The organism is Nesterenkonia rhizosphaerae (assembly GCF_039544555.1).
GTDB lineage: Bacteria > Actinomycetota > Actinomycetes > Actinomycetales > Micrococcaceae > Nesterenkonia > Nesterenkonia rhizosphaerae.
In genome coordinates this window covers 205,371-223,470 of record NZ_BAABLW010000007.1, presented here as the reverse complement: position 1 = coordinate 223,470, position 18,100 = coordinate 205,371, and the positions used below count along the sequence as shown (strand labels likewise).

The following is an 18,100-nucleotide window of genomic DNA, read 5'->3' as shown; positions in this document are numbered from 1 at the left end:
CCGAGCACCTGGCTACGGGGTAGGAGTACCGCCGTTGGCGTGGAGAGTCTCACCGATGACATAGCTGGATTCCGGCGAGGCCAGGAACACGAATGCAGGTGCCATCTCCACCGGCTGACCGGCGCGACCCAGCGGCGTGTCATGACCGAACTCCGGCAGCGCCTCCTTGGGCTGACCATCAGTGGGCTGGATAACGGTCCACACAGGTCCCGGAGCGACGGCGTTGACTCGAATGCCGCGTGGGGCCACCTGCTGGGCCAGGCCCTTGGTGAAGTTGTTGATCGCTGACTTTGTGGCGGCATAATCCAGCAGGACAGGACTGGGCTGGTAAGCCTGGATCGATGTGGTGTTGATGATGGTGGAACCAGGGCCCATATGCTTCAGCGCGGCACGGCTAAGCGTATACATCGCTTTGATGTTGATCTGGAAAGCTTCGTCTACCTGCTCATCAGTCAGCTCGTCCAGAGAGTCGTTGACGATCTGCTTGCCAGCGTTGTTGATGAGGATGTCGAGTCCGCCCAACTGCTGCACAGCCGAATCGACCAGGTCCTCGCGGTAGCCCTTATCCATCAGATCACCCGGGAGCGCGACGGCGGTTCGCCCGGCATCTTCAATGGCTTTGATGACTCGTTCAGCATCCTTGTTCTCGGCAGGCAGATAGGCGATGGCCACGTCCGCTCCTTCTCGAGCAAACGCCACGGCAACTGCCGCCCCGATGCCGGAATCGCCACCGGTCACCAGCGCCTTGCGGCCCTGGAGACGGCCGAGTCCGCGGTATGACTCAAGGCCGATGTCCGGGACCGGATCAGCCTCGGTTTCAAGACCCGGTTCCTCCTGATGCTGTTCTGGAGGCGAGATCCTAGGGTGCCGCGTGGTGGGGTCATCGAACGCCAGCTGCGTCCCTTCCAGTTCGTGAAGTTCGGGGAATGCGGATGAGGTCGATTCAGTGCTCATGGCCCCGACTCTAGGTGCCGTCCACGAGGACTCTCAAGGGATTCTGCCGGACTCTCAGCGAACTCCCAGGGGCTGGGCGCCGAGAGCGGTCAGGGCGCAGTACGCTGGGGAGGCCATGTCCGAGGATGCTTTCACCCTGCTGCGCCAGGCACGCCTGCCTGCCCAAATCAGCGAGGACGGCCCGCTGCGAGCGGTGCGCACGCTGCCTGCACGCAGCGCCCGGACCGCTGCCTGGCCGGACTGGGTGCCCGCTGAGCTGCGGGCCGCCTTCCGCCAGCGTGGAGCCGGAGAGCTCTACACGCACCAGGTCCAGGCGGCACAGGCGCTGCATGCGGGACGGCATACGATCCTGGCCACCGGCACTGCCTCCGGTAAATCGCTGGGTACTCAGTTGGCCGGTCTGGCAGCAATCTGCGGGGCCCCGGCGTCGCCGGGGGTGACCGCTCATCCCACTGGTGAAGCCACCATGCTCTACCTCTCCCCCACCAAAGCCCTGGCGGCTGATCAGCTGGATGCCCTGGAGGAGTTGGCTGCCACAGTGGGTACGGTGGGGCCAGCCGGCGGGATCCGGCCGGCCTCCTATGACGGGGACACTGATCCGCAGACCCGTCAATGGGTCCGCCAGCACGCCAATGTGGTGCTGACCAACCCGGATATGCTCAACGCCGGAATTCTGCCCAATCACCGGGGCTGGGCGAGGTTCTTCTCCCGGCTGCGGTATGTGATGGTGGATGAGGCTCATACTGCTCGCGGTATCTTCGGCTCTCATATTGCGTTGCTGCTTCGGCGACTGCGCCGGATGGCCCGCTCCTACGGGGCGGACCCGATCTTCGCCGGCGCCTCAGCCACCTCGGGGGACCCGGCCGTCTCCTTTGCCCGACTGATCGGTGAAACCCCGCCCGACGTCGTCGCCATCACCGAGGACGGCTCCCCGCATGGTGCGGTAGATGTGTACCTGTGGGAATCAGCGGACTCGGAGCAGACCGGGGATAACGATGCGCCGCTGAAACGCAGCCTGACGGTGGAAGCCGCCGATATCCTCACCGATCTGGTGGTCTCCGGGCGGCGCAGCCTGGCGTTTATCAAGTCCCGCCGCGGAGCCGAGACCATCGCCCGGATCGCCGCGGAGAACCTGATGGAGGTGGACCCCTCCCTGACCGGCCGGGTCTCGGCCTACCGCTCCGGGTATCTGAAGGAAGAGCGGCGGGAACTCGAGGATGCCCTGCGCAGCGGAGAACTGCTGGGTGTCGCCTCCACCCCGGCCCTTGAGCTGGGCATTGATATTTCCGGACTCGACGCCGTGGTGATTGCCGGTTGGCCCGGGACCCGCGCCTCGTTTTTTCAGCAGCTGGGCCGGGCGGGGCGTTCTGGTCAGCGCGGGGCGGCGTTCTTTGTGGCTGGTGATGATCCGCTGGATTCCTATCTGCTGGCTCACCCTGAGACGATTTTCGACGCCGGGGTGGAGGACGCCGTCACGGATCCGCAGAACCCGCATGTGGCAGCCCCGCATCTGTTGGCTGCCGCCCAAGAGCTGCCGCTGACCACGGAGGACACCGAAGCTGGCGGGCTTTTTGCTGGTCTGCGTTGGCTGGTGGATTCACTGACTGAACAAGGGCATCTGCGCCGTCGTCCGCGGGGTTGGTTCTTTGGACACGACGACGCCTCCGCGGCTTCCTGGGTGAAGCTGCGTTCCGATGGCGCTGGGCCTTACACGATCGTCAACGCCAAGGACGGCACCGTGGTGGGAGACATGGGTGCCGCACAGGTGCAGCCGCAGGCCCATCCGCAGGCGGTGTATGTGCACCAAGGGCGCACCTTCATCGTGGAAGAGCTGGATCTGCAGCAGAACACAGTGCTGGTCAGTCCTGCTCTGCCGCCGTATTACACCCAGGCTCGCGAGACCACCTCCATTGAGGTGCTTCAGACCCGGCGGCAGGAGCCCTGGGGCGCGTTCACGCTGTGTTTTGGAACCGTGGAGGTGACCTCCGCCGTCGTCGGCTTCCAGCGCAAAGCACTGGGGACCTCAGAGGTGCTCTCGGATGAGCCGCTGGATCTTCCGCCTTCACAGCTGCGGACTCAGGCGGTGTGGCTGACTGTTCCGGAGACCACGCTGACTGCCGCGGGGGTGACAGTGGAGCATATTCCGGGTGCTTTGCATGCCGCGGAACACGCGATGATTGGGTTGCTGCCGCTGCTGACCAGCTCGGATCGCTGGGATATCGGTGGGGTGTCCACCGCGCTGCACGGGGATACTGAGCTGCCCACCATTTTTGTCTATGACGGGCATCCCGGCGGGGCCGGCTTCGCCGCACGCGGGTATGAGCTGGCAGCCGAATGGGTGCGGGCGACGGCGGCGGCCATCGACCGTTGTGACTGCGCTGATGGCTGCCCCAGCTGTGTGCAGTCCCCTAAATGCGGCAATAAGAACAACCCACTGAGCAAACGCGGGGCCCTGAATCTGCTGCGCGCGGCCGGGGAGGCTAAGGAGTCTGCGGATACCCGTAGCGGGTGAAGTACTCCTGTGCGTGGCCGGGCAGCTAATTGCCGACCGGCCACGCACAGCCTGGTTTCAGTTCCGACGTACTGGGACTGTCATTACTGGCAGGTGTTGATCTCTGAGTTCTCCAGCACCAGATTGTTGACCTGGATGTTCTCCCCACAGGGATTCTCATTCAGGGCAGTGTCCCGCAGCACCAGATTGTTGAAGGTGATGTCAGAAGTGTTGGCAAACTCGCTGCGTGCCGAGATGCGGATATCTCCTGGTCCTTCCACCACTCCGGAGTCGGTGGCCAAAGTGATGTTGTGACAGTTCTCGATCAGCATCGCGTTGCTTCCGCTGCCGGAGATCTCCAGCTTCTCAATCTCCAGTCCGCCGGATTCGGAGACGCAGAAGAACCCGCGGCCCCCGCCGTGGGCAATCAGCTCTCCCACCCGGATGTTGGTGGGCCAGGCGCCGTCGATCTGACCGTTGCGGTTGGCCATGCGGAAGGCAGCGTAGCCGGTGCCGGCCGCGGCGTTGTCACCTACGACCTTGTCGATATCAGCGTTGACGGTGTCATTGAGGAGCAGGCCCGCGTGACCGGTGTTCACAGCCGTGACGGTGCCGATGCGCAGTCCGTCCACGCCGTAGGTCTCCACCCCGTGGGTTTCGGTGCCGGAGACGTAGACGTCGTCGATGGTGATGTTGCGCGCCTCGCGGACGGAGTCATCATCACGGCTATCGATGCGCATGCCGTGGCCGCCGCTGAGCCGCAGGTCCATCTGGCCGAAGTGGACGTCTGAGGAGGTACGCAGGTAGACACCGAAGTTGGGGTTACCAGTCACCGAAAGGAACGGCACGGAGACGTTCTCAACGTGACGGATGCGCACGACGCCGGTGTGGTCCTCGTAGCTGAAGGGGCCCTCGTTACCGGCCACATGGATCGTGCCGCAGACGGAGAAGGACGTGTGGCTGGGCAGGTCCACACTGGCGTCGGCTGGCATGGTGCCGGATCCGCGGACCACCACGCTTTCCTGCTCAGTGCGCCCCGGAGTCAGGCTATCCACGGCGGCTTGCATGGCCTCAACCATGGAGTAGGTCTCCAGGACCGTCTGGTTTCCGTTGGTAGCGCGCCAGGTGTCGCCAGTGCGCTGAACCTTCGCATCGGCCCCGTCCGGTGAGCATTGTGCAAACGGATTGGAGTTATTGCCGCGGTCGGTCACAGGGGTCAACAGCGGTTCCGGCTGAGCGGAGACCCCGCCGGCGTTGACGGCCAGCACGGTGTAGTAATAGTTGACCTCGCTTGCTCCTTCGGCGAAGTACTGGGTCTGCTCGGTTGTGGCGACCCGTTCGAATCCCCGGTCCGGACTCAGCGAGCGGTAGACGTGGTACTCCAGCACGTCATCACCACCGTTCCAGGTGATGGTGGTGCCTTTCCGGTTGGCTTTGCCCAGGCTGAGCGACTCTGGTGCCGCTGGTGCAACCACGGTGGGATCGACGACGTCGGCGCGTACCGGGACGCTGTAGCCGGATTCCACACCTGCTGCACTCGTCTGGGTCAGGACGTAGTCGTAGCTGTATCCCAGCTCCACTGACTCGTCGGTGAAGGTGTTGGTCTCCACGGATCCCAGGGCCTCGTACTCGGCCCGGTCTGCCGGGGACCTGTATACGGTGTAATTGGCTGCACCTTCGAGTTCCTCCCAGTCCAGGGTCACACTGGGCGGGACCGTAGTGATCTCGCCCAGGCTGACTTCACTAGGCGGGGCGACCTGCGAGATGTGGAGCCCGTTGATGCGCCCGTCGTTGAACAGCTGGAGGGTCAGAGTGCCGTCGTCGACGGTGGTGTAAAGGCTGTGCTCGGCAAACTCACCTGTCCCGCGGGGTTGCAGGCTTCCTTGGTCTTCACCCTGGACGGTGAGCAGGGTGTTGTTCGAGGCGATGGCATCCCCGGAGATCACAGTGACGTGGTAGTCACCGTCCGGGAGGTCCACGCGGAACTCCTCTCCGCCGGCAAGGACGAAGTCCCGGCGCATGTCATCTAAGGATCCGCGGTCTCGGCAGGCCACCGGCGCACTGAGTCCGTAGCCGGTGCTGGGATCATAAAGCGTGGATTCGGTGACTTCGGTGTAGCCGGCGGATACGGGGCCGCCGCTGCAGCCGAAGTCAAAGGACAGAACGTCACCGGCGCTTAAATCTACATCAGGCAGCTGCGGCTCTAACGGCTGCGACTGGGCTGTGGCCGGGGCAAGCCCCAATGGAACTGCCAGCGTGAACGCAAGGGCGAACCCGAGAGTCCGGCGTGGTTTTTGGCGTGTCGGTTGTGTAGTCATTCGCTCCCCCAGGTAGTGATCCATGTCACATTGACACGATTTAACCTATGCGAGGTCTGCGCGGCAGGCAAGGGCTCATTTCAGCAGCACCCCCTCGGGGACACGTTTAGCGCCTGTAACATTGCACAAGGTAGGTTGGTTCCAGCACTATGATTCAGCGCACATACTGCGCTTCGCACCCGCTGGAGGGGCCTAATGGAAACTACCCACGTCGTCGTACTCGTCCTGTATTTGGCAGGACTTGTCGCCACCGGGCTGTGGTTCAGCCGCACCAAGAAAGTCTCCACCGGAGACGACTTCATCTTCGCCGGCCGGCAGCTGCCCACCATCGTGATGGTCGGAACGCTGATCGCCACTTGGGTGGGCTCAGGCACCATCATCGGTGGCGCCAGCTTCGTCTACAGCTATGGCCCGCTGGCGGCCATCATCTTCTTCGGAAGCGGCCCGGTGGGCATGTTGGTCCTGTACTTCTTGGCCCAGCGCATTCGCGTCTCTGAGTCCTACACGGTGCCGCAGATCCTGGAGCTGCGCTTCGGTATTTCAGTGCGCATGCTCGCTGCCATCATCACCGTGCTGGCCTATGTGGGCATCGTGGCCTACCAATTCACCGGCGGCGGCAACATCATCTCCATCGTCACCGGCCTGACTCCCGGCCAGGGCGCCATCATCGCCACCGCGATCATCACGTTCCTGGCCCTGGGCGGCGGCCTGAAATCAGTGGCATGGTCTGACTTCTTCTCCGCGGTCATCATTGTGGTGGGCCTGATCATTGCCGTTCCGGTGGTGCTGGGACAGACCGATGGATTCACCGGTTGGTGGGAGAACCTGCCTGACACTCATCAGAACTTCTCCGGGGGCTTAAGCGCACTGGCTCTGCTGGGCTACTTCCTGCCCACATTCCTGCTGATCATCTCGGATCAGAACATGTACCAGCGGCTGGGTGCTTCCCGTGACCCTGCAGCCGCCCGGCGGTCCATGGCCGGAATGTTCTTCGCCTCCTTCCTGATCTACGCCCCGGTGACCATTCTGGCCACCGCAGCCGTGACGCTGATGCCCGACGGCAACCCCGACGACGCCGTCCTGGGCCTGGCAGGAGACGGAACCCTGCCCGTGCTGCTGGGTGCTCTGATCCTGGCCAGTGCTCTGGCGTTCATCATCACCACCGGATCATCGTTCCTGCTGTCTGTGGGCGGCAATATCGTCTATGACGGTTTTGCCCGCTTCACCGACAAGCCGCTTAGCGACCGGAAGCGGCTGCTCATCCACCGCATCACCATCCTGGTCATCGCCGTTCTGGCGTACGTGCTGGGCACCTTCTTCCCCACGGTCCTTCAGCTGCAGATGTACTCCTACACCGTCTATGGTGTGGCACTGGTGCCGGCGCTGATGGCCGCGTTCTTCTGGCGTCGAGCCACGACGGCGGGCGTGCTGGCCTCCATGGGACTGGGCGTGGTGGTCACCATCGTCTGGGAGCAGGCTGCCAATAGCGACCTCAACGCCGTCGTCGTCTCCCTGCCGGTGGCTGTGGTGACGCTGCTTCTGGTCAGCCTGGTCACCAAACCAAAGACCACTGCTCTTCCTGAAGAGCAGGTTGAGCAGAACGCCTGACCTCGGCGTCTGACCCGGCGTCTGACAACACCGAGACACGCGAAGGGCCTGCCTCCCGCATTCCGGGGTGGCAGGCCCTTCGTCTTGCTGCTTGGATGGGGGTTAGCTGACGACGACGCCGGCGCGGATCACGGTCCGCTCTCGGGACTCATCCCACAGCACCGAGGCGTCCTGCAACGGGTTCTCCTGGAGCACCAGCAGGTCTGCCGGGGTGCCTTCCTCGAAGGTGGCCAGTTCTGGCATGCCGATGATCTCGGCGTTGACCACGGTCAGGGAGCGAAGCAGCTCAGCCGGGCTCTGGGCTTCGGCCTGCAGGGAGATGCCGATGAGCTGATCGTCTTCGAGGTCACCCATCAGGTCACTGCCCCACCCGACCTTCACTCCGGCGTCGGCGGCGATGCGCACCGCGTCCTTGCCGGCATGGAGCACCTCAAGGTTCTTCTGCTGGCTCACCGCCGGCAGTCCGGCCTCGGGGCCGCGGCGGTTCATGGCGTCATAAGCCACCAGGGTGGGGACCAGGTAGGCTCCACGCTCGGCCATCAGCTCGGCGGCGCCCTGGTCGATGAGGTTGCCGTGCTCCACGGTGCGCACCCCGTTGGAGACGGCGTGGATGACGGCGTCGGCGGTGTAGGCGTGTGCGGCCACGTAGCTGCCGCGGCGAGTAGCTTCCTCTACTGCAACCTTGATCTCATCCGAGGAGTACTGGGGGATGCGCAGCGGATCGGTGGGTGAGGCGACGCCGCCAGAGGCCATGATCTTGATCGCGTGGGCGCCGGTGCGGAAGCGTTCGCGCACAGCACGGCGCATGTCATCGGCACCGTCGACCACCTCACCGATGTGCCCGTGGCGTCCGTGGTTGAGGCAGAGGTCGTATTCGGCGGGGCGGGCGTCACCGTGACCGCCGGTCTGGCTCAGCCCCGGGCCGGTGTAGAGGTAGCGGGGGTTGGGCTGGTCATCTGCTTCCAGGGCCTGAGCGAATCCGAGGTCACCGCCGGCGACGTCGCGGATAGTGGTGAACCCGCGGCGCAGGGCGGCCGAGCAGCGGCGCAGCCCGTTGATGGCCACGTAGCTTAAGTGCCGGGTTTCTAGTTCAGGGCCGCTGGTGGCGTGGGCGTAGGCGTGGAAGTGCGCGTCGATCAGCCCGGGGATGACAATGCGCCCGCCCAGATCGACTTCTTCATCGAAGGCACCGCTGATGGTGCCCACCTGGGCGATGACGCCGTCTTCGATGAGCATGTCACCTTCTGTGATCTCCCCATCTGCTGGGTTCAGAAAGCGTCCGCGGCGCAGCGCGAGTGTGGTCATCGGTGATCTCCTTCGGGTTGACGGGCCGGCAGGACGATCTGCCGACGCGGTTCTTCATTGCCAGCCACATCAGTGGCCGCGAATTCGATGATCTGTTCGGTCTCAGTCAAGGCTCGCACAAAGGGGCCCTGGTAGGTGGCCCAGAACGTTCCCGGGCCTTCCCACTGCACCCGTTCCACCCCGGATACTGAGTCTTCAGCGCGGAGGCGGATTTCAGCACCGGAGCCGTTGATGAGCACCTGGTGGGCGGTGACCGGCGGGGTGGAATCGATCTGCAAACGGGCCTCGGCGAAATTCGCAGTGCCCTCGGCGGTGGTGACTCGGGCGCGCAGCCGGTGGACACCCTCTACGTCCAGGGTGAAGAGCGAGCGGTAGGTGTTCCAGGCGCCGTCGTCCACTTGATACTCCAACTGCAGGTCTTGGTCAGTGCTGTTGGAGAGTTGCTCGGCGGTGAGCGTGATCTGCGGGTGTTCGGTGTGCCAGCCGGTGGGCGAGACCTGACCGGTGATGCTGATGGAGACCAGCGGCGGCGCGGTGATCTGGTGCCAGTGGACCGGGAGATGCCAGGTGACGTGTTCAACGGACTCGCATTCGGCACTGTCTTGGAACCTGACCCGCTGGCCCGTGCCCTGCACCGTACTGCTGTTCCGGGCGGGCGCATCACCATGGCCCGGGGAACTGAGGGGCGCCGCGTTGAGGGGCGCGGTGGCAGCAGTGATCAACACCTTTTCGGCTTCCGCCGCGGAGAGCACGCCCTCTTCTCTCGCGGCGCTGACTACATCTGCTGTGCGTGCCAGGAACGCGCGGCGAGTGGGGAACCCGCCGTCGGCCCATAGGCTCTCCAGGACGGTTTGCCCGTTGGGGCGCAGCCGGTTGGGCACGCCTGAGTCTTCCCCGGCGAAGGCGATGGTGTCATCTGCTGCGGTGACGTACATGTGATAGCTGGTGTCGCTGCCGGAGTGGACGGGCTCCCATTGCAGTCCTGCGAAGTCCAGGCTGCCGGTCCGGCGCAGCTGTCGCAGCAGTTCCTCGGTGTTCGCGGTCGGGTCCTCTCCCCCGCCGGTTCGCGTATCCGGGACGAGGCTGCCGTCCAAGGCACGTAAGCCCAGTAGCGGAAGTTGCAGTGAGCTCTGCTGGTCGCTGATCGCGGCGAGCACGACCGGCCCGATCTGCAGGTGCTGCACGGAGGCGTCGTCAATGGTGGGGAGGGCGCGCAGGCGCATGGGCAGTTGCAGATCGACGACGTCGCCGGGCTGCCAGTGCCGGGTGAGGGAGAGGTAAGTGCCGGGCTCAGGGGTGAGGTCGGATCGCTGACCGTTGACTTTCACCACCGGGCTTTCCTGTGCTGATGATGCGGGTGCCAGCCATCCGGGGATGCGTAGGTGCAGTGTGTGTTCGGGGGTGCGCTCATGGACAGCGTCAACCACGACGCGCACCTGGGTTGAGTAGGGGTAGTCCCCTTCAATGCGGAGGCCTATACCGTTGGCCTCCGCGGAGAGCTGGGCTGGTGAGTACAGGCTGATCCAGGTCTGGTTCGGTGCGGTGAAGAAGATGCTGTCCTGGTATTTGACGTGGTTTTCCAGGCCGGTGCCGCCGCAGCAGGTGCCGGTGTTGCCGTACTCTCGGCGGGCACCCGGGTGAACCGGGAACATGTAGGTGACTTCGGGGCTGGTGTCTGAGCGGGTGCTGGCCGAGTCAGCGTTTTTGCGGGAGCCGAGGATCTGATTGGTCAGCGCTTGTTCGATGTAGTCGGTGTAGATCGGATCAGCGGTGCGCATGAACAGCTCGCGGGCCAGTTTGATCATGTTGTAGGCCACGCAGGTTTCAGCGTTTCGGCGGCCGATGTCACCGGCCTGGGTGTTGGGCCGGCCCCATAGCTCGGATTCCCCTGAGCCGCCGTGGGCGTAGGTGCGCCCGGGAACCACCATGTTGAACAGTCCGACGGCGGCGTCGAAGTATCGCTGGTCCCCGGTGAGGTCGTATTCGTGGAGGTAGCCGATGAACTGCGGGATGTGCTGGTTGGCGTGTTTGCCGTCCAGGATGTCTTCACCGCGGGCGCAGGCTTCGAGCAGTTCAGTCTGGTCGAAGAATTGGGCTGCGGCTAGGTGCTCGGGGCGCGCGGTGATCTTGGCTAGCCGGGCGAGGGTCTCGTTCATGCCGCCGAATTCTCCGGCGATGTAGAGGGACCACATCTGTTGTCTGCGCTCGGGCGTGAGGTTGTGGAGGCGGTGGTGAACCCAGTCGGCCATGCCGGTCAGAACGCTGAGTGCCTGCTGGTTTCCGGCGAGTTCGTAGGCATCCAGCAGCCCGGCCATGATCTTGTGGGCGGTGTAATAGGGCGCCCAGATCTCTCCATAGGGAGCGAGGTGTTCCAGGCGAGCGAACTGCCATTCACCATAGGCGGCCAGGAAACCGGGGTGGCTGTAGCGGCCGGTAGCCGCAAGAGCCTGCTGACATTGGGCAAGGCCATCGACGACGTCGTCGACTTTGGTTTTCAAGTGTTGGTCCTGGGTGCCCGCGTAGGCGAGAGCAAGCATGGAGAGGAAGTGCCCGGCGTAGTGGCCGCGCAGCAGGTTGGCGGTTTGGGCTTTGCCTTGGCCGGGGTAGTCGCGTTCGCCCCAGGCTTGCTCGTTTGAATGACCCCAGTCTTCCCAGCCGCCTGGCGGTTCAGCGCCGCGGGTGTCCAGTCCGGCGTTGGCCCGGAACACGGCGAGAATTCGGTCGGTGGGATAGATCCGCGCCAAGTGCAGCATCTTGTCGCGAGGCGGTGCAAAGATGCCAGTGTCATCCAGGGAAGCGAGGCCCGCTTCAACTGGAAGGGTATTGGTGGCAGCTGCAGACGGCACACTGACACCCCGAGGCTCTGCATTTATCGGCACGCTCACCTCCCTCCTTCCTATGTAATTTCACATACTACTGAACGTCGCAAGCCTCCGGGAACGGCTACACCGCCAGTAGGGGGACATAAATCCATGGAGGCAACAGGCGTCGCGTGGACGACGTCGACCGGTTCTATCCGTTGTGGGACTTTTCGCCGTAGCATCGGAGCGCCCGGTCCACGATGAGTCGTCCGGCCGAGAGCTGGCAGAGGTCATTAAGTCGATTGCTACCGACGGAGTGGTTGTCCGCGGCCTTTATGACACCCTCCGAGTGGATGCCGTGAGCCCCTGCGGCAAGACCGAACTCGGCGAGACATCGATGCCGCTGGTACCTGAGTCCAGGCGGGCACCGGATTCTTACAGGGTCTCTGGTGGTCACGACATCGTCAGCGCGAGCGTGAAAGGCGATCAAACTTATGGACGACAAGCGAGTCAACCTGGTGCGTCTGCAAGTAGGTCAGCATTCGCTGGATCTCAGGGCACTTGAGGTTCCGTCGCGATGAGAGCACCGAGACTGTGCGTATGCTTATAGGTCGCCTCGCGTGGGCAAGAATAGAGAAGCCGTCGCGCTCGCATCCTCTCTGTGCTTGCTGGACTGTCGAGACTAGGGACGGCTGACACCAGGAAATCGCTGCTCTGTTGGTACTGTGATCGACCGTAGACTGGTCCTGACGCCGACGACTTGGAGGAGCTGTGCCCCATTCCTCGAAGCATGAACTCGCAGCTCTATCGAAGCTGTTTTCCCCTGGTGTGTTGCGTCAGCTGGGGGCTTCCGGCAGGTCTGCGCAAGTATCCCGGCTCTTAGTGCTTTCAGGAATCTCCCACCGATTGTCTTCGACGAACACCCTAGGTGACGCCTTCGACCTAGCTTTTACATCGCTAAAAGGTGTTGGTAACCGAGATGATTATGTTTATCGCGCAGCTCTCACTCAAAAAATCGCGCTCGGCCGTCATAGTCTTCGAACCGCTACTGTCCTCAACGAACTCCGTGCTGGGAAATCGAAGGCAGACCTCGTAATCCTCAACGGCACCGCTACAGCCTACGAAATTAAGTCAGAACGCGACTCGCTGTCCCGTCTTGAAGGCCAACTTGCTGACTATCGGTCAGTTTTTGCAAGCACATGTGTAGTGACCAGCCCTATGCAGGCGGACCAGGTCCTTAGCCTGGTCCCGGAGGACGTAGGTGTACTAGTCCTCTCCTCCCGCTTCAGGCTTCAGATCCTGCGGGAAGCCATCGACAGCCCGGACCGGATTCAACCGTTGCAACTTCTTTCTACGCTTCGCGTGGATGAGGCACTTCAGGTGTTAGAACTACTTGAGGTCGAGTTCGAGTCCGTACCAAACACTCAGCGCTGGTCGACACTCCAGGAGATCTTCATCAACCTTGACCCTGCTAGTGTCCACAAAGCGTCCGTGCAGGTTTTGAAAGTCAGCCGATCCCAAACGCATATGGCGTCCGTTTTACAGCAGCTACCTGCTACCTTGCGAGCTTCTGTTCTAGCAGCCAAACTTCCTCTAAAGGCGCAGCAAAACGTAGTGAAGGCCGTTTCGCAACCTTTGGAAGCCGTTCTTTCCTGGAGTGAGGAGCAACGTGTATCACCCGTTCTTTAGAGGTAAGCAGTATGAACTCCTGGCAATCCGTGAATCTGCCGAAGTGATTTCTGAGGCAGGTTTTGTTCCAATCATTGAACCAGTACGTGAGACATTCACAGGCCTCAAGCGTGCGCTCGATGAACTAGATACTTACGGTGCCCAGGCCGCCGTTATCGTGAACCCGCATCACGGCGACCACAAGTACGACGGCCAAGGGTTGGTCTCTTACATAGATGAGCTACACCAGATTGGCCGGCGAATAGTGCCGGCAATACTCCTCACCAGTTCGATGGCCACCGAGGAAGCGCTGAACAGGATTGCGTACTACCGCGACCGCCCTCTCATGTTGGTTCATGCGGGCTTCCAAGACGGGGCGGGACTTGCTGCTGGCCTAGATCGTACGGAACTCACGCATGTCTTCTTAGACACCAGGAACTCCCTCTATCGTCGCCATTTCAGAGGCGGTACGAGAGTGCTGGTGCTGGACGGTTTCCAACGAAAGAAAAACTCGGACTACGCTCGAACTGAAGTCGAACTCTTTTCAGAGCTACACATAACCCACGTGGACCAAAGCGCGGACGGGTATGGAGATTTCTTGACTATAGGTGACTACTACGCGGAGGGCGGCGGTCCCGCTTATGCAGTGGCGATCCACCTGACGTTCATCGACCCGCACAAAGATGAAGCTATGTACGTCCATCATTTCGTGTCGGATTCCAACGACACACCAGTCGACCCAGCAGGGAAGTTCCAAGAAGCTCTGAGCAAACTCGTGGCGGTCGCCAACAATGATGACTCGCACTTTGCACAAACGTCAGCGCTTGCAGAGTTCCGCGAGTTACACTCGCGCGGTCACTACCCCGGCCTCGGTTATGTGAAAAAACTATCGATCAAGCATCACCTAGAAACTCTTGCGGAGTTCCACGCCAATGAGTGACCGTCGGTGCTGCGCGACTTGCTTTGGGGGCTACCGCGTCCGAGACAACTTGATTAGCATGTGCAATCCGAGCGTAGGAACCTGCGGCTACTGCAAAACGGAGAACATCGACTGCGTAGATGCCAAGGATCTCGCCCAGTGGTTTGAGCCTTTGATGTCAACATACGAAGTTGCTGACGACGGAGAGCCGATCGTTCGCCTGCTGGCGAAGGAGTGGGACTTGTTCCGTGGCTCAGGCATGAATGAAGCCGAGAGGAAAGAGCTACTTGCTGATGTCCTCGACGACGGGGAAATCGTCCGGAAACTATTTCGTCCGATTGAGAATCCCAAGGACAGCAACTTGCAGGATTGGGATGATCTGCGAGATGAAATGATGCACCGGAATAGGTGGTTCCTTGATAAGCCAATGAATGCGGAGCGCATGGAGGGCCTACTTTCCCGACTTATAGCACCCTCAGTCTCCCTAAACGGTGTGACGTGGTATCGCGCCCGTTTGATGAGCAATGACAAGCCCTACGAACTTAGTCAAATGGGAGCGCCGCCCCGTCACAAGGCCGGGCACGGACGGGCAAACCCGGCGGGGATTCCTTACCTTTATCTGGGATCTACTCAAGCTACCGCTGTCGCAGAGCTTCGTCCCCACACGGGAGAAAATGCTTGTGTCGCCGAGTTCACCATTCCAGACCTGAACTTCGCGGACCTCAGGAATCCTCGGCAGCTCCTATCGCCGCTGCTCGGCGATGAGTCCGAGATCCTAAAGCTTCGAGCAGACCTCCCACTGTTGGAGCGATTGGGCGAAGAGCTAACTCGCCCTGTGCAGCCCCGCGGTGCCCCTTACGAGTACATTCCCACGCAGTATCTGTGCGAGTACATCAAAACGCGAGGCTTCGATGGTGTGATCTACCGCAGCTCAGTTACTAGTGACGACGGCATCAACCTAGCCTTATTCGACCCGTCGATCGCTCAAGCTCAGTGTGTTGAACAAGTCTCGGTCGAAAAGGTAAGCGTGAGTCTCGGCCGCCCGAGTGGGGCTGCCTTGGCTGATCCAAAAAACGAGACGGCTCCGCAGACGAGCTAAGAGGCTGCCGAGAGGTCACCTTGCCGCATGGTTGCGGCGCCCCAGTACGTGCTTAGAGACATCTACTGGCCGCCATCTTTGAATCGACTGCGAAGCCTGCCTCGGCATTACGTCCGTGGGCGCCGAGATAGCTGGGCGCCCACGGACGCGTGGTACATAGCCGTTCCATATGCTCGCCGGGCTTCAGAGGGGCGACGCGCGCGCCGCCCCTCTGAAGCTACCAGGGCTCGATAGTGATGGTAATTCCGGATACAGTCTTCGTGACAGTGATGCGGAAACCTGTTCTCATCGGGTCCTCCTCTCTCTTCGTGATGCCCCCTCTGGTCTTGGCGGACAAGGAGGCATCTTGTGTCTTAATACTGACTTCTCGGAATCATGCGCACAAGCTTCAAGTGAAGGCGTTTCAGCGGACTGAGAAGCGTTCCTGGGCGGTGCTTTTTCTACGTTTCAGCACCTGCGATCATGGGACTGAGCGTAGACGCGTCTGCCTCGGAGCGGTATGTTAAAGAAGGATCTCTGTAGCCCAAGTATCCCGTGTACCCCCGAACCCCTTGTGTCTCCGCTGAAGAGGCCGAAAATATTGAGGAAACAAGCGCTTGGACGTTCCTTCTGACGCCATCGAAGCGATGAATCGTGCCATCATTCGGTCAAAGCGCACTAGTAGCGTGCATTTCCCTATCGAATATGTAAGGAGAGCCGGCGCTTCGATCCCAACTGCCGCGCGTCTCGTGAAATCCCACGAGATTCGTTTGAAGCTGCATATGACCTTGGTTATGCAAGCCACGAAGGCTCCCTATACGCTTCCCAAGCGCCAAACGCGGTACCTGGCACAGTCGCTGAACCTGGACCCGAAAACAGGACCTAGCCGCGTCAATACCGCACTGAAGTGGCTTAACGAGATACAGCTTGTAACTCCCGTGCAACTGCCCGATGGCAGGCCCGGCGTGCTCTTATTGCACCCTGATGGCTCTGGAATCGAATGGGAGGGACGAGGCCGACGCTGGGTCGGGGTGCCCTTTACGTTATGGAGCAATATGTGGATCCTGCGGCTCAGCGGGATAGCAATCGTAGTTTTAATGGCTCTTCTGGAACTCAACGGTGGTTCCACCCATCCCCAGGGTGAGTTGATGGATGGGTACCGGAAAAAGCAATACGGACTCTCAGACGACACTTGGACCCGAGCAACCCAAGAGCTCGAGCTCTTCGGCCTTCTTCAGATGACTGACGTTTACTGGGGAGACGACGAGTTCCCGATCCGGAAACGCAAGCGCTACCTCGTACTACGCGACGCGCTCGACAATACTCCGGATTGGAGTATTGAGGCTCGCTGAGGGCAAACTGAACGTTTCCACAGTGGAAAAACTCAAAAGGCAATCCCAGCAGGGGTTTAAGTTCCCCAACGCCCTGGCAGGGTGCCCGTCTGCACCAGGATGGGACTATGCGCTGCTGGTAGAAACCTGCACCTCATGACGCGAGCTTGGGCGGCTCTTTTGGAGCCACCGGCTCAGATCGTCGTGCGCAGAGGTTCTTCGCGCATCAGTGCGTTGCTGATGATGGCGGGCAAGCTGATACATGCCGCCACTAGAAATGCCACCGCCCCGGCATTGGCATACGTCGGGTCGCCGTGCCCCACTGTCGGGGTGGCAACCGCAAGTGTCCCTACCTGCACCGCCATTACGGTGGCCAGCACCGAGTTCCAGGCCGCGCCGCCGTAAGTCCGGAAGAACGCAATCAGCGAGCTTGCCTGACCCACGCGTGTGACCGGCACAGTGTTCTGCACCGCGATCATCAGGTTCTGCATCTGCGCACCGAAGCCCAGCCCCACCACGAACAGCACCACGCCGGTCAGCCACACCGGCGCACTTCCAGCCGCAGCGGCCAGACCCAACAGCCCGGCAGTGAGAACCACCGCGCCCACCACTAAATATCTCTTCCAACGCCCCGAGCGGGTCACCCACCGGCCAGTCACCGTAGTGGCCACGAGGTTCCCAAAAATCATGGGCACCAGCATCAGCCCCGCCTCAGTAGGCCCCAATCCTCTGCCCAACTGGAAGTACTGCATCAGATACGGCGGAAGCGCACCCAGAGACACTGCAATGCACACCGAGGACACCAGGGCTAAGAACGTGGTCCGATTGGTGATCATTCGCAGCGCCACCACTGGCTCGCTGCTGGCGCGCTCCACCAGAGCAAACAGCGCCAACAGCAGTACAGCGCCAAAGAGAATCGCACCCGACTGCCAAGACACCCACGCGAAGTACTCCTCCACCCCGGCGAAAGACAGCCAGATCAGCAGCGCCGAAGAGGACGCCACCAACAGCACCGACCCCAGGTAATCCACCTTGACCGGCCGCTTCTCTTCCACCACCTGCAGCACCTTGGTCAGCAGCACCCCAGAGATCACCGTCAGCGGGACACCGATCAAAAAGCACCAGCGCCAGCTGGAGACATCCACAATGAACCCACCCAACAGTGGTCCGCCCAGGGTAGAGGTGGTCATGCACAGACCCAGCCAGCCGGCATACTTACCGCGCTCCCGGGGCGGCACCACGGTGGCGATGATCGCCATAGTCAGTGTGGTCACGCCACCCATCGCAGTACCTTGCAGGAGCCGCCCCGCCAGCAGCACCTCCATATTCGGAGCGAACCCGGCAAGCAGGCAAGCCACAATGAAAATCACCGCAGCACACTGAAACAGCCTCTTCTTTGAGACCATATCCGCCAGCTTCCCCCAGATAGGTGTGGAGGCAGCATTGGCCAGCAGGTTGATGATGACCACCCAGGAGTAGTGGATCTGGTTGCCATCTAGATCACTGACAATCACCGGCAGCGCGGTGAGCACAATGTTCATTGAAAGCCCGGCGGTGAAGAACACCGCCAGGATCCCCGCGATCGCCCACCGAACCTGCGACGGGTCCATTGCGGGGGTCATCGGGC

The 18,100-nt window shown here is 61.7% G+C and carries 12 protein-coding genes; 6 read left to right on the top strand and 6 right to left on the bottom strand.

What is annotated here, in order from left to right; all coding sequences use genetic code 11:
• Positions 1 to 12 precede the first annotated feature (12 nt).
• On the bottom strand, positions 13 to 954 hold the full coding sequence (locus tag ABEA23_RS06700; RefSeq protein ID WP_345477299.1) for an SDR family oxidoreductase: 942 nt from the start codon (positions 952 to 954) through the stop codon (positions 13 to 15).
• Between the two features lie 115 nt (positions 955 to 1,069).
• On the opposite strand from ABEA23_RS06700, the gene ABEA23_RS06695 reads away from it, so the two are divergent.
• Complete coding sequence (locus tag ABEA23_RS06695) at positions 1,070 to 3,466, top strand: DEAD/DEAH box helicase (RefSeq protein WP_345477298.1); 2,397 nt, start codon at positions 1,070 to 1,072, stop codon at positions 3,464 to 3,466.
• An 83-nt stretch (positions 3,467 to 3,549) separates the two neighbouring features.
• On the opposite strand, the gene ABEA23_RS06690 is transcribed toward ABEA23_RS06695, so the two are convergent.
• Positions 3,550 to 5,763, bottom strand: coding sequence for a fibronectin type III domain-containing protein (locus ABEA23_RS06690; RefSeq protein WP_345477297.1), 2,214 nt, complete (start codon positions 5,761 to 5,763; stop codon positions 3,550 to 3,552).
• A 195-nt stretch (positions 5,764 to 5,958) separates the two neighbouring features.
• On the opposite strand from ABEA23_RS06690, the gene ABEA23_RS06685 reads away from it, so the two are divergent.
• Positions 5,959 to 7,371, top strand: a complete 1,413-nt coding sequence (locus ABEA23_RS06685; protein WP_345477296.1) for a sodium:solute symporter family protein — start codon at positions 5,959 to 5,961, stop codon at positions 7,369 to 7,371.
• A gap of 102 nt (positions 7,372 to 7,473) precedes the next feature.
• Here the strand turns inward: ABEA23_RS06685 and ABEA23_RS06680 are convergent, their stop codons facing one another.
• The 3 genes from ABEA23_RS06680 to ABEA23_RS14300 form a co-directional block, all read right to left on the bottom strand.
• Positions 7,474 to 8,676: a metal-dependent hydrolase family protein gene (locus ABEA23_RS06680; protein WP_345477295.1), complete on the bottom strand. Its 1,203-nt coding sequence runs from the start codon at positions 8,674 to 8,676 to the stop codon at positions 7,474 to 7,476.
• Complete coding sequence (locus ABEA23_RS06675; protein WP_345477294.1) at positions 8,673 to 11,561, bottom strand: beta-L-arabinofuranosidase domain-containing protein; 2,889 nt, start codon at positions 11,559 to 11,561, stop codon at positions 8,673 to 8,675. The genes ABEA23_RS06680 and ABEA23_RS06675 overlap by 4 nt, the downstream gene beginning before the upstream one ends.
• Before the next feature lie 380 nt (positions 11,562 to 11,941).
• Positions 11,942 to 12,064: a recombinase family protein gene (locus tag ABEA23_RS14300; protein WP_486348352.1), complete on the bottom strand. Its 123-nt coding sequence runs from the start codon at positions 12,062 to 12,064 to the stop codon at positions 11,942 to 11,944.
• Between the two features lie 184 nt (positions 12,065 to 12,248).
• Here ABEA23_RS14300 and ABEA23_RS06670 point away from each other — a divergent pair, with 184 nt between their 5' ends.
• The 4 genes from ABEA23_RS06670 to ABEA23_RS06655 all read left to right on the top strand — a co-directional run bounded on the left by ABEA23_RS06670 (position 12,249) and on the right by ABEA23_RS06655 (position 16,494).
• A complete protein-coding gene (locus ABEA23_RS06670; RefSeq protein WP_345477293.1) occupies positions 12,249 to 13,166 on the top strand; it encodes a sce7726 family protein in 918 nt (305 codons plus the stop codon).
• Positions 13,147 to 14,085: a sce7725 family protein gene (locus ABEA23_RS06665; RefSeq protein ID WP_345477292.1), complete on the top strand. Its 939-nt coding sequence runs from the start codon at positions 13,147 to 13,149 to the stop codon at positions 14,083 to 14,085. The genes ABEA23_RS06670 and ABEA23_RS06665 overlap by 20 nt, the downstream gene beginning before the upstream one ends.
• Positions 14,086 to 14,239: 154 nt before the next feature.
• Positions 14,240 to 15,163 carry an RES family NAD+ phosphorylase gene (locus ABEA23_RS06660; protein WP_345477291.1) on the top strand — a complete coding sequence of 308 codons (924 nt, stop codon included), beginning with the start codon at positions 14,240 to 14,242 and terminating at the stop codon, positions 15,161 to 15,163.
• Between the two features lie 596 nt (positions 15,164 to 15,759).
• Entirely contained in the window at positions 15,760 to 16,494 is a 735-nt protein-coding gene (locus ABEA23_RS06655) for a hypothetical protein (protein ID WP_345477289.1), read from the top strand.
• A gap of 173 nt (positions 16,495 to 16,667) precedes the next feature.
• Here the strand turns inward: ABEA23_RS06655 and ABEA23_RS06650 are convergent, their stop codons facing one another.
• Entirely contained in the window at positions 16,668 to 18,095 is a 1,428-nt protein-coding gene (locus tag ABEA23_RS06650) for an MFS transporter (RefSeq protein ID WP_345477288.1), read from the bottom strand.
• Positions 18,096 to 18,100: the final 5 nt, after the last annotated feature.

Excerpts from the sequence above, each read along its gene's own strand:
- ABEA23_RS06700 (WP_345477299.1), bottom strand. The coding sequence starts at position 954 with ATGAGCACTGAATCGACCTCATCCGCATTCCCCGAACTTCACGAACTG.
- ABEA23_RS06695 (WP_345477298.1), top strand. The coding sequence starts at position 1,070 with ATGTCCGAGGATGCTTTCACCCTGCTGCGCCAGGCACGCCTGCCTGCC.
- ABEA23_RS06690 (WP_345477297.1), bottom strand. The coding sequence starts at position 5,763 with ATGACTACACAACCGACACGCCAAAAACCACGCCGGACTCTCGGGTTC.
- ABEA23_RS06685 (WP_345477296.1), top strand. The coding sequence starts at position 5,959 with ATGGAAACTACCCACGTCGTCGTACTCGTCCTGTATTTGGCAGGACTT.
- ABEA23_RS06680 (WP_345477295.1), bottom strand. The coding sequence starts at position 8,676 with ATGACCACACTCGCGCTGCGCCGCGGACGCTTTCTGAACCCAGCAGAT.
- ABEA23_RS06660 (WP_345477291.1), top strand. The coding sequence starts at position 14,240 with ATGTCAACATACGAAGTTGCTGACGACGGAGAGCCGATCGTTCGCCTG.
- ABEA23_RS06650 (WP_345477288.1), bottom strand. The coding sequence starts at position 18,095 with ATGACCCCCGCAATGGACCCGTCGCAGGTTCGGTGGGCGATCGCGGGG.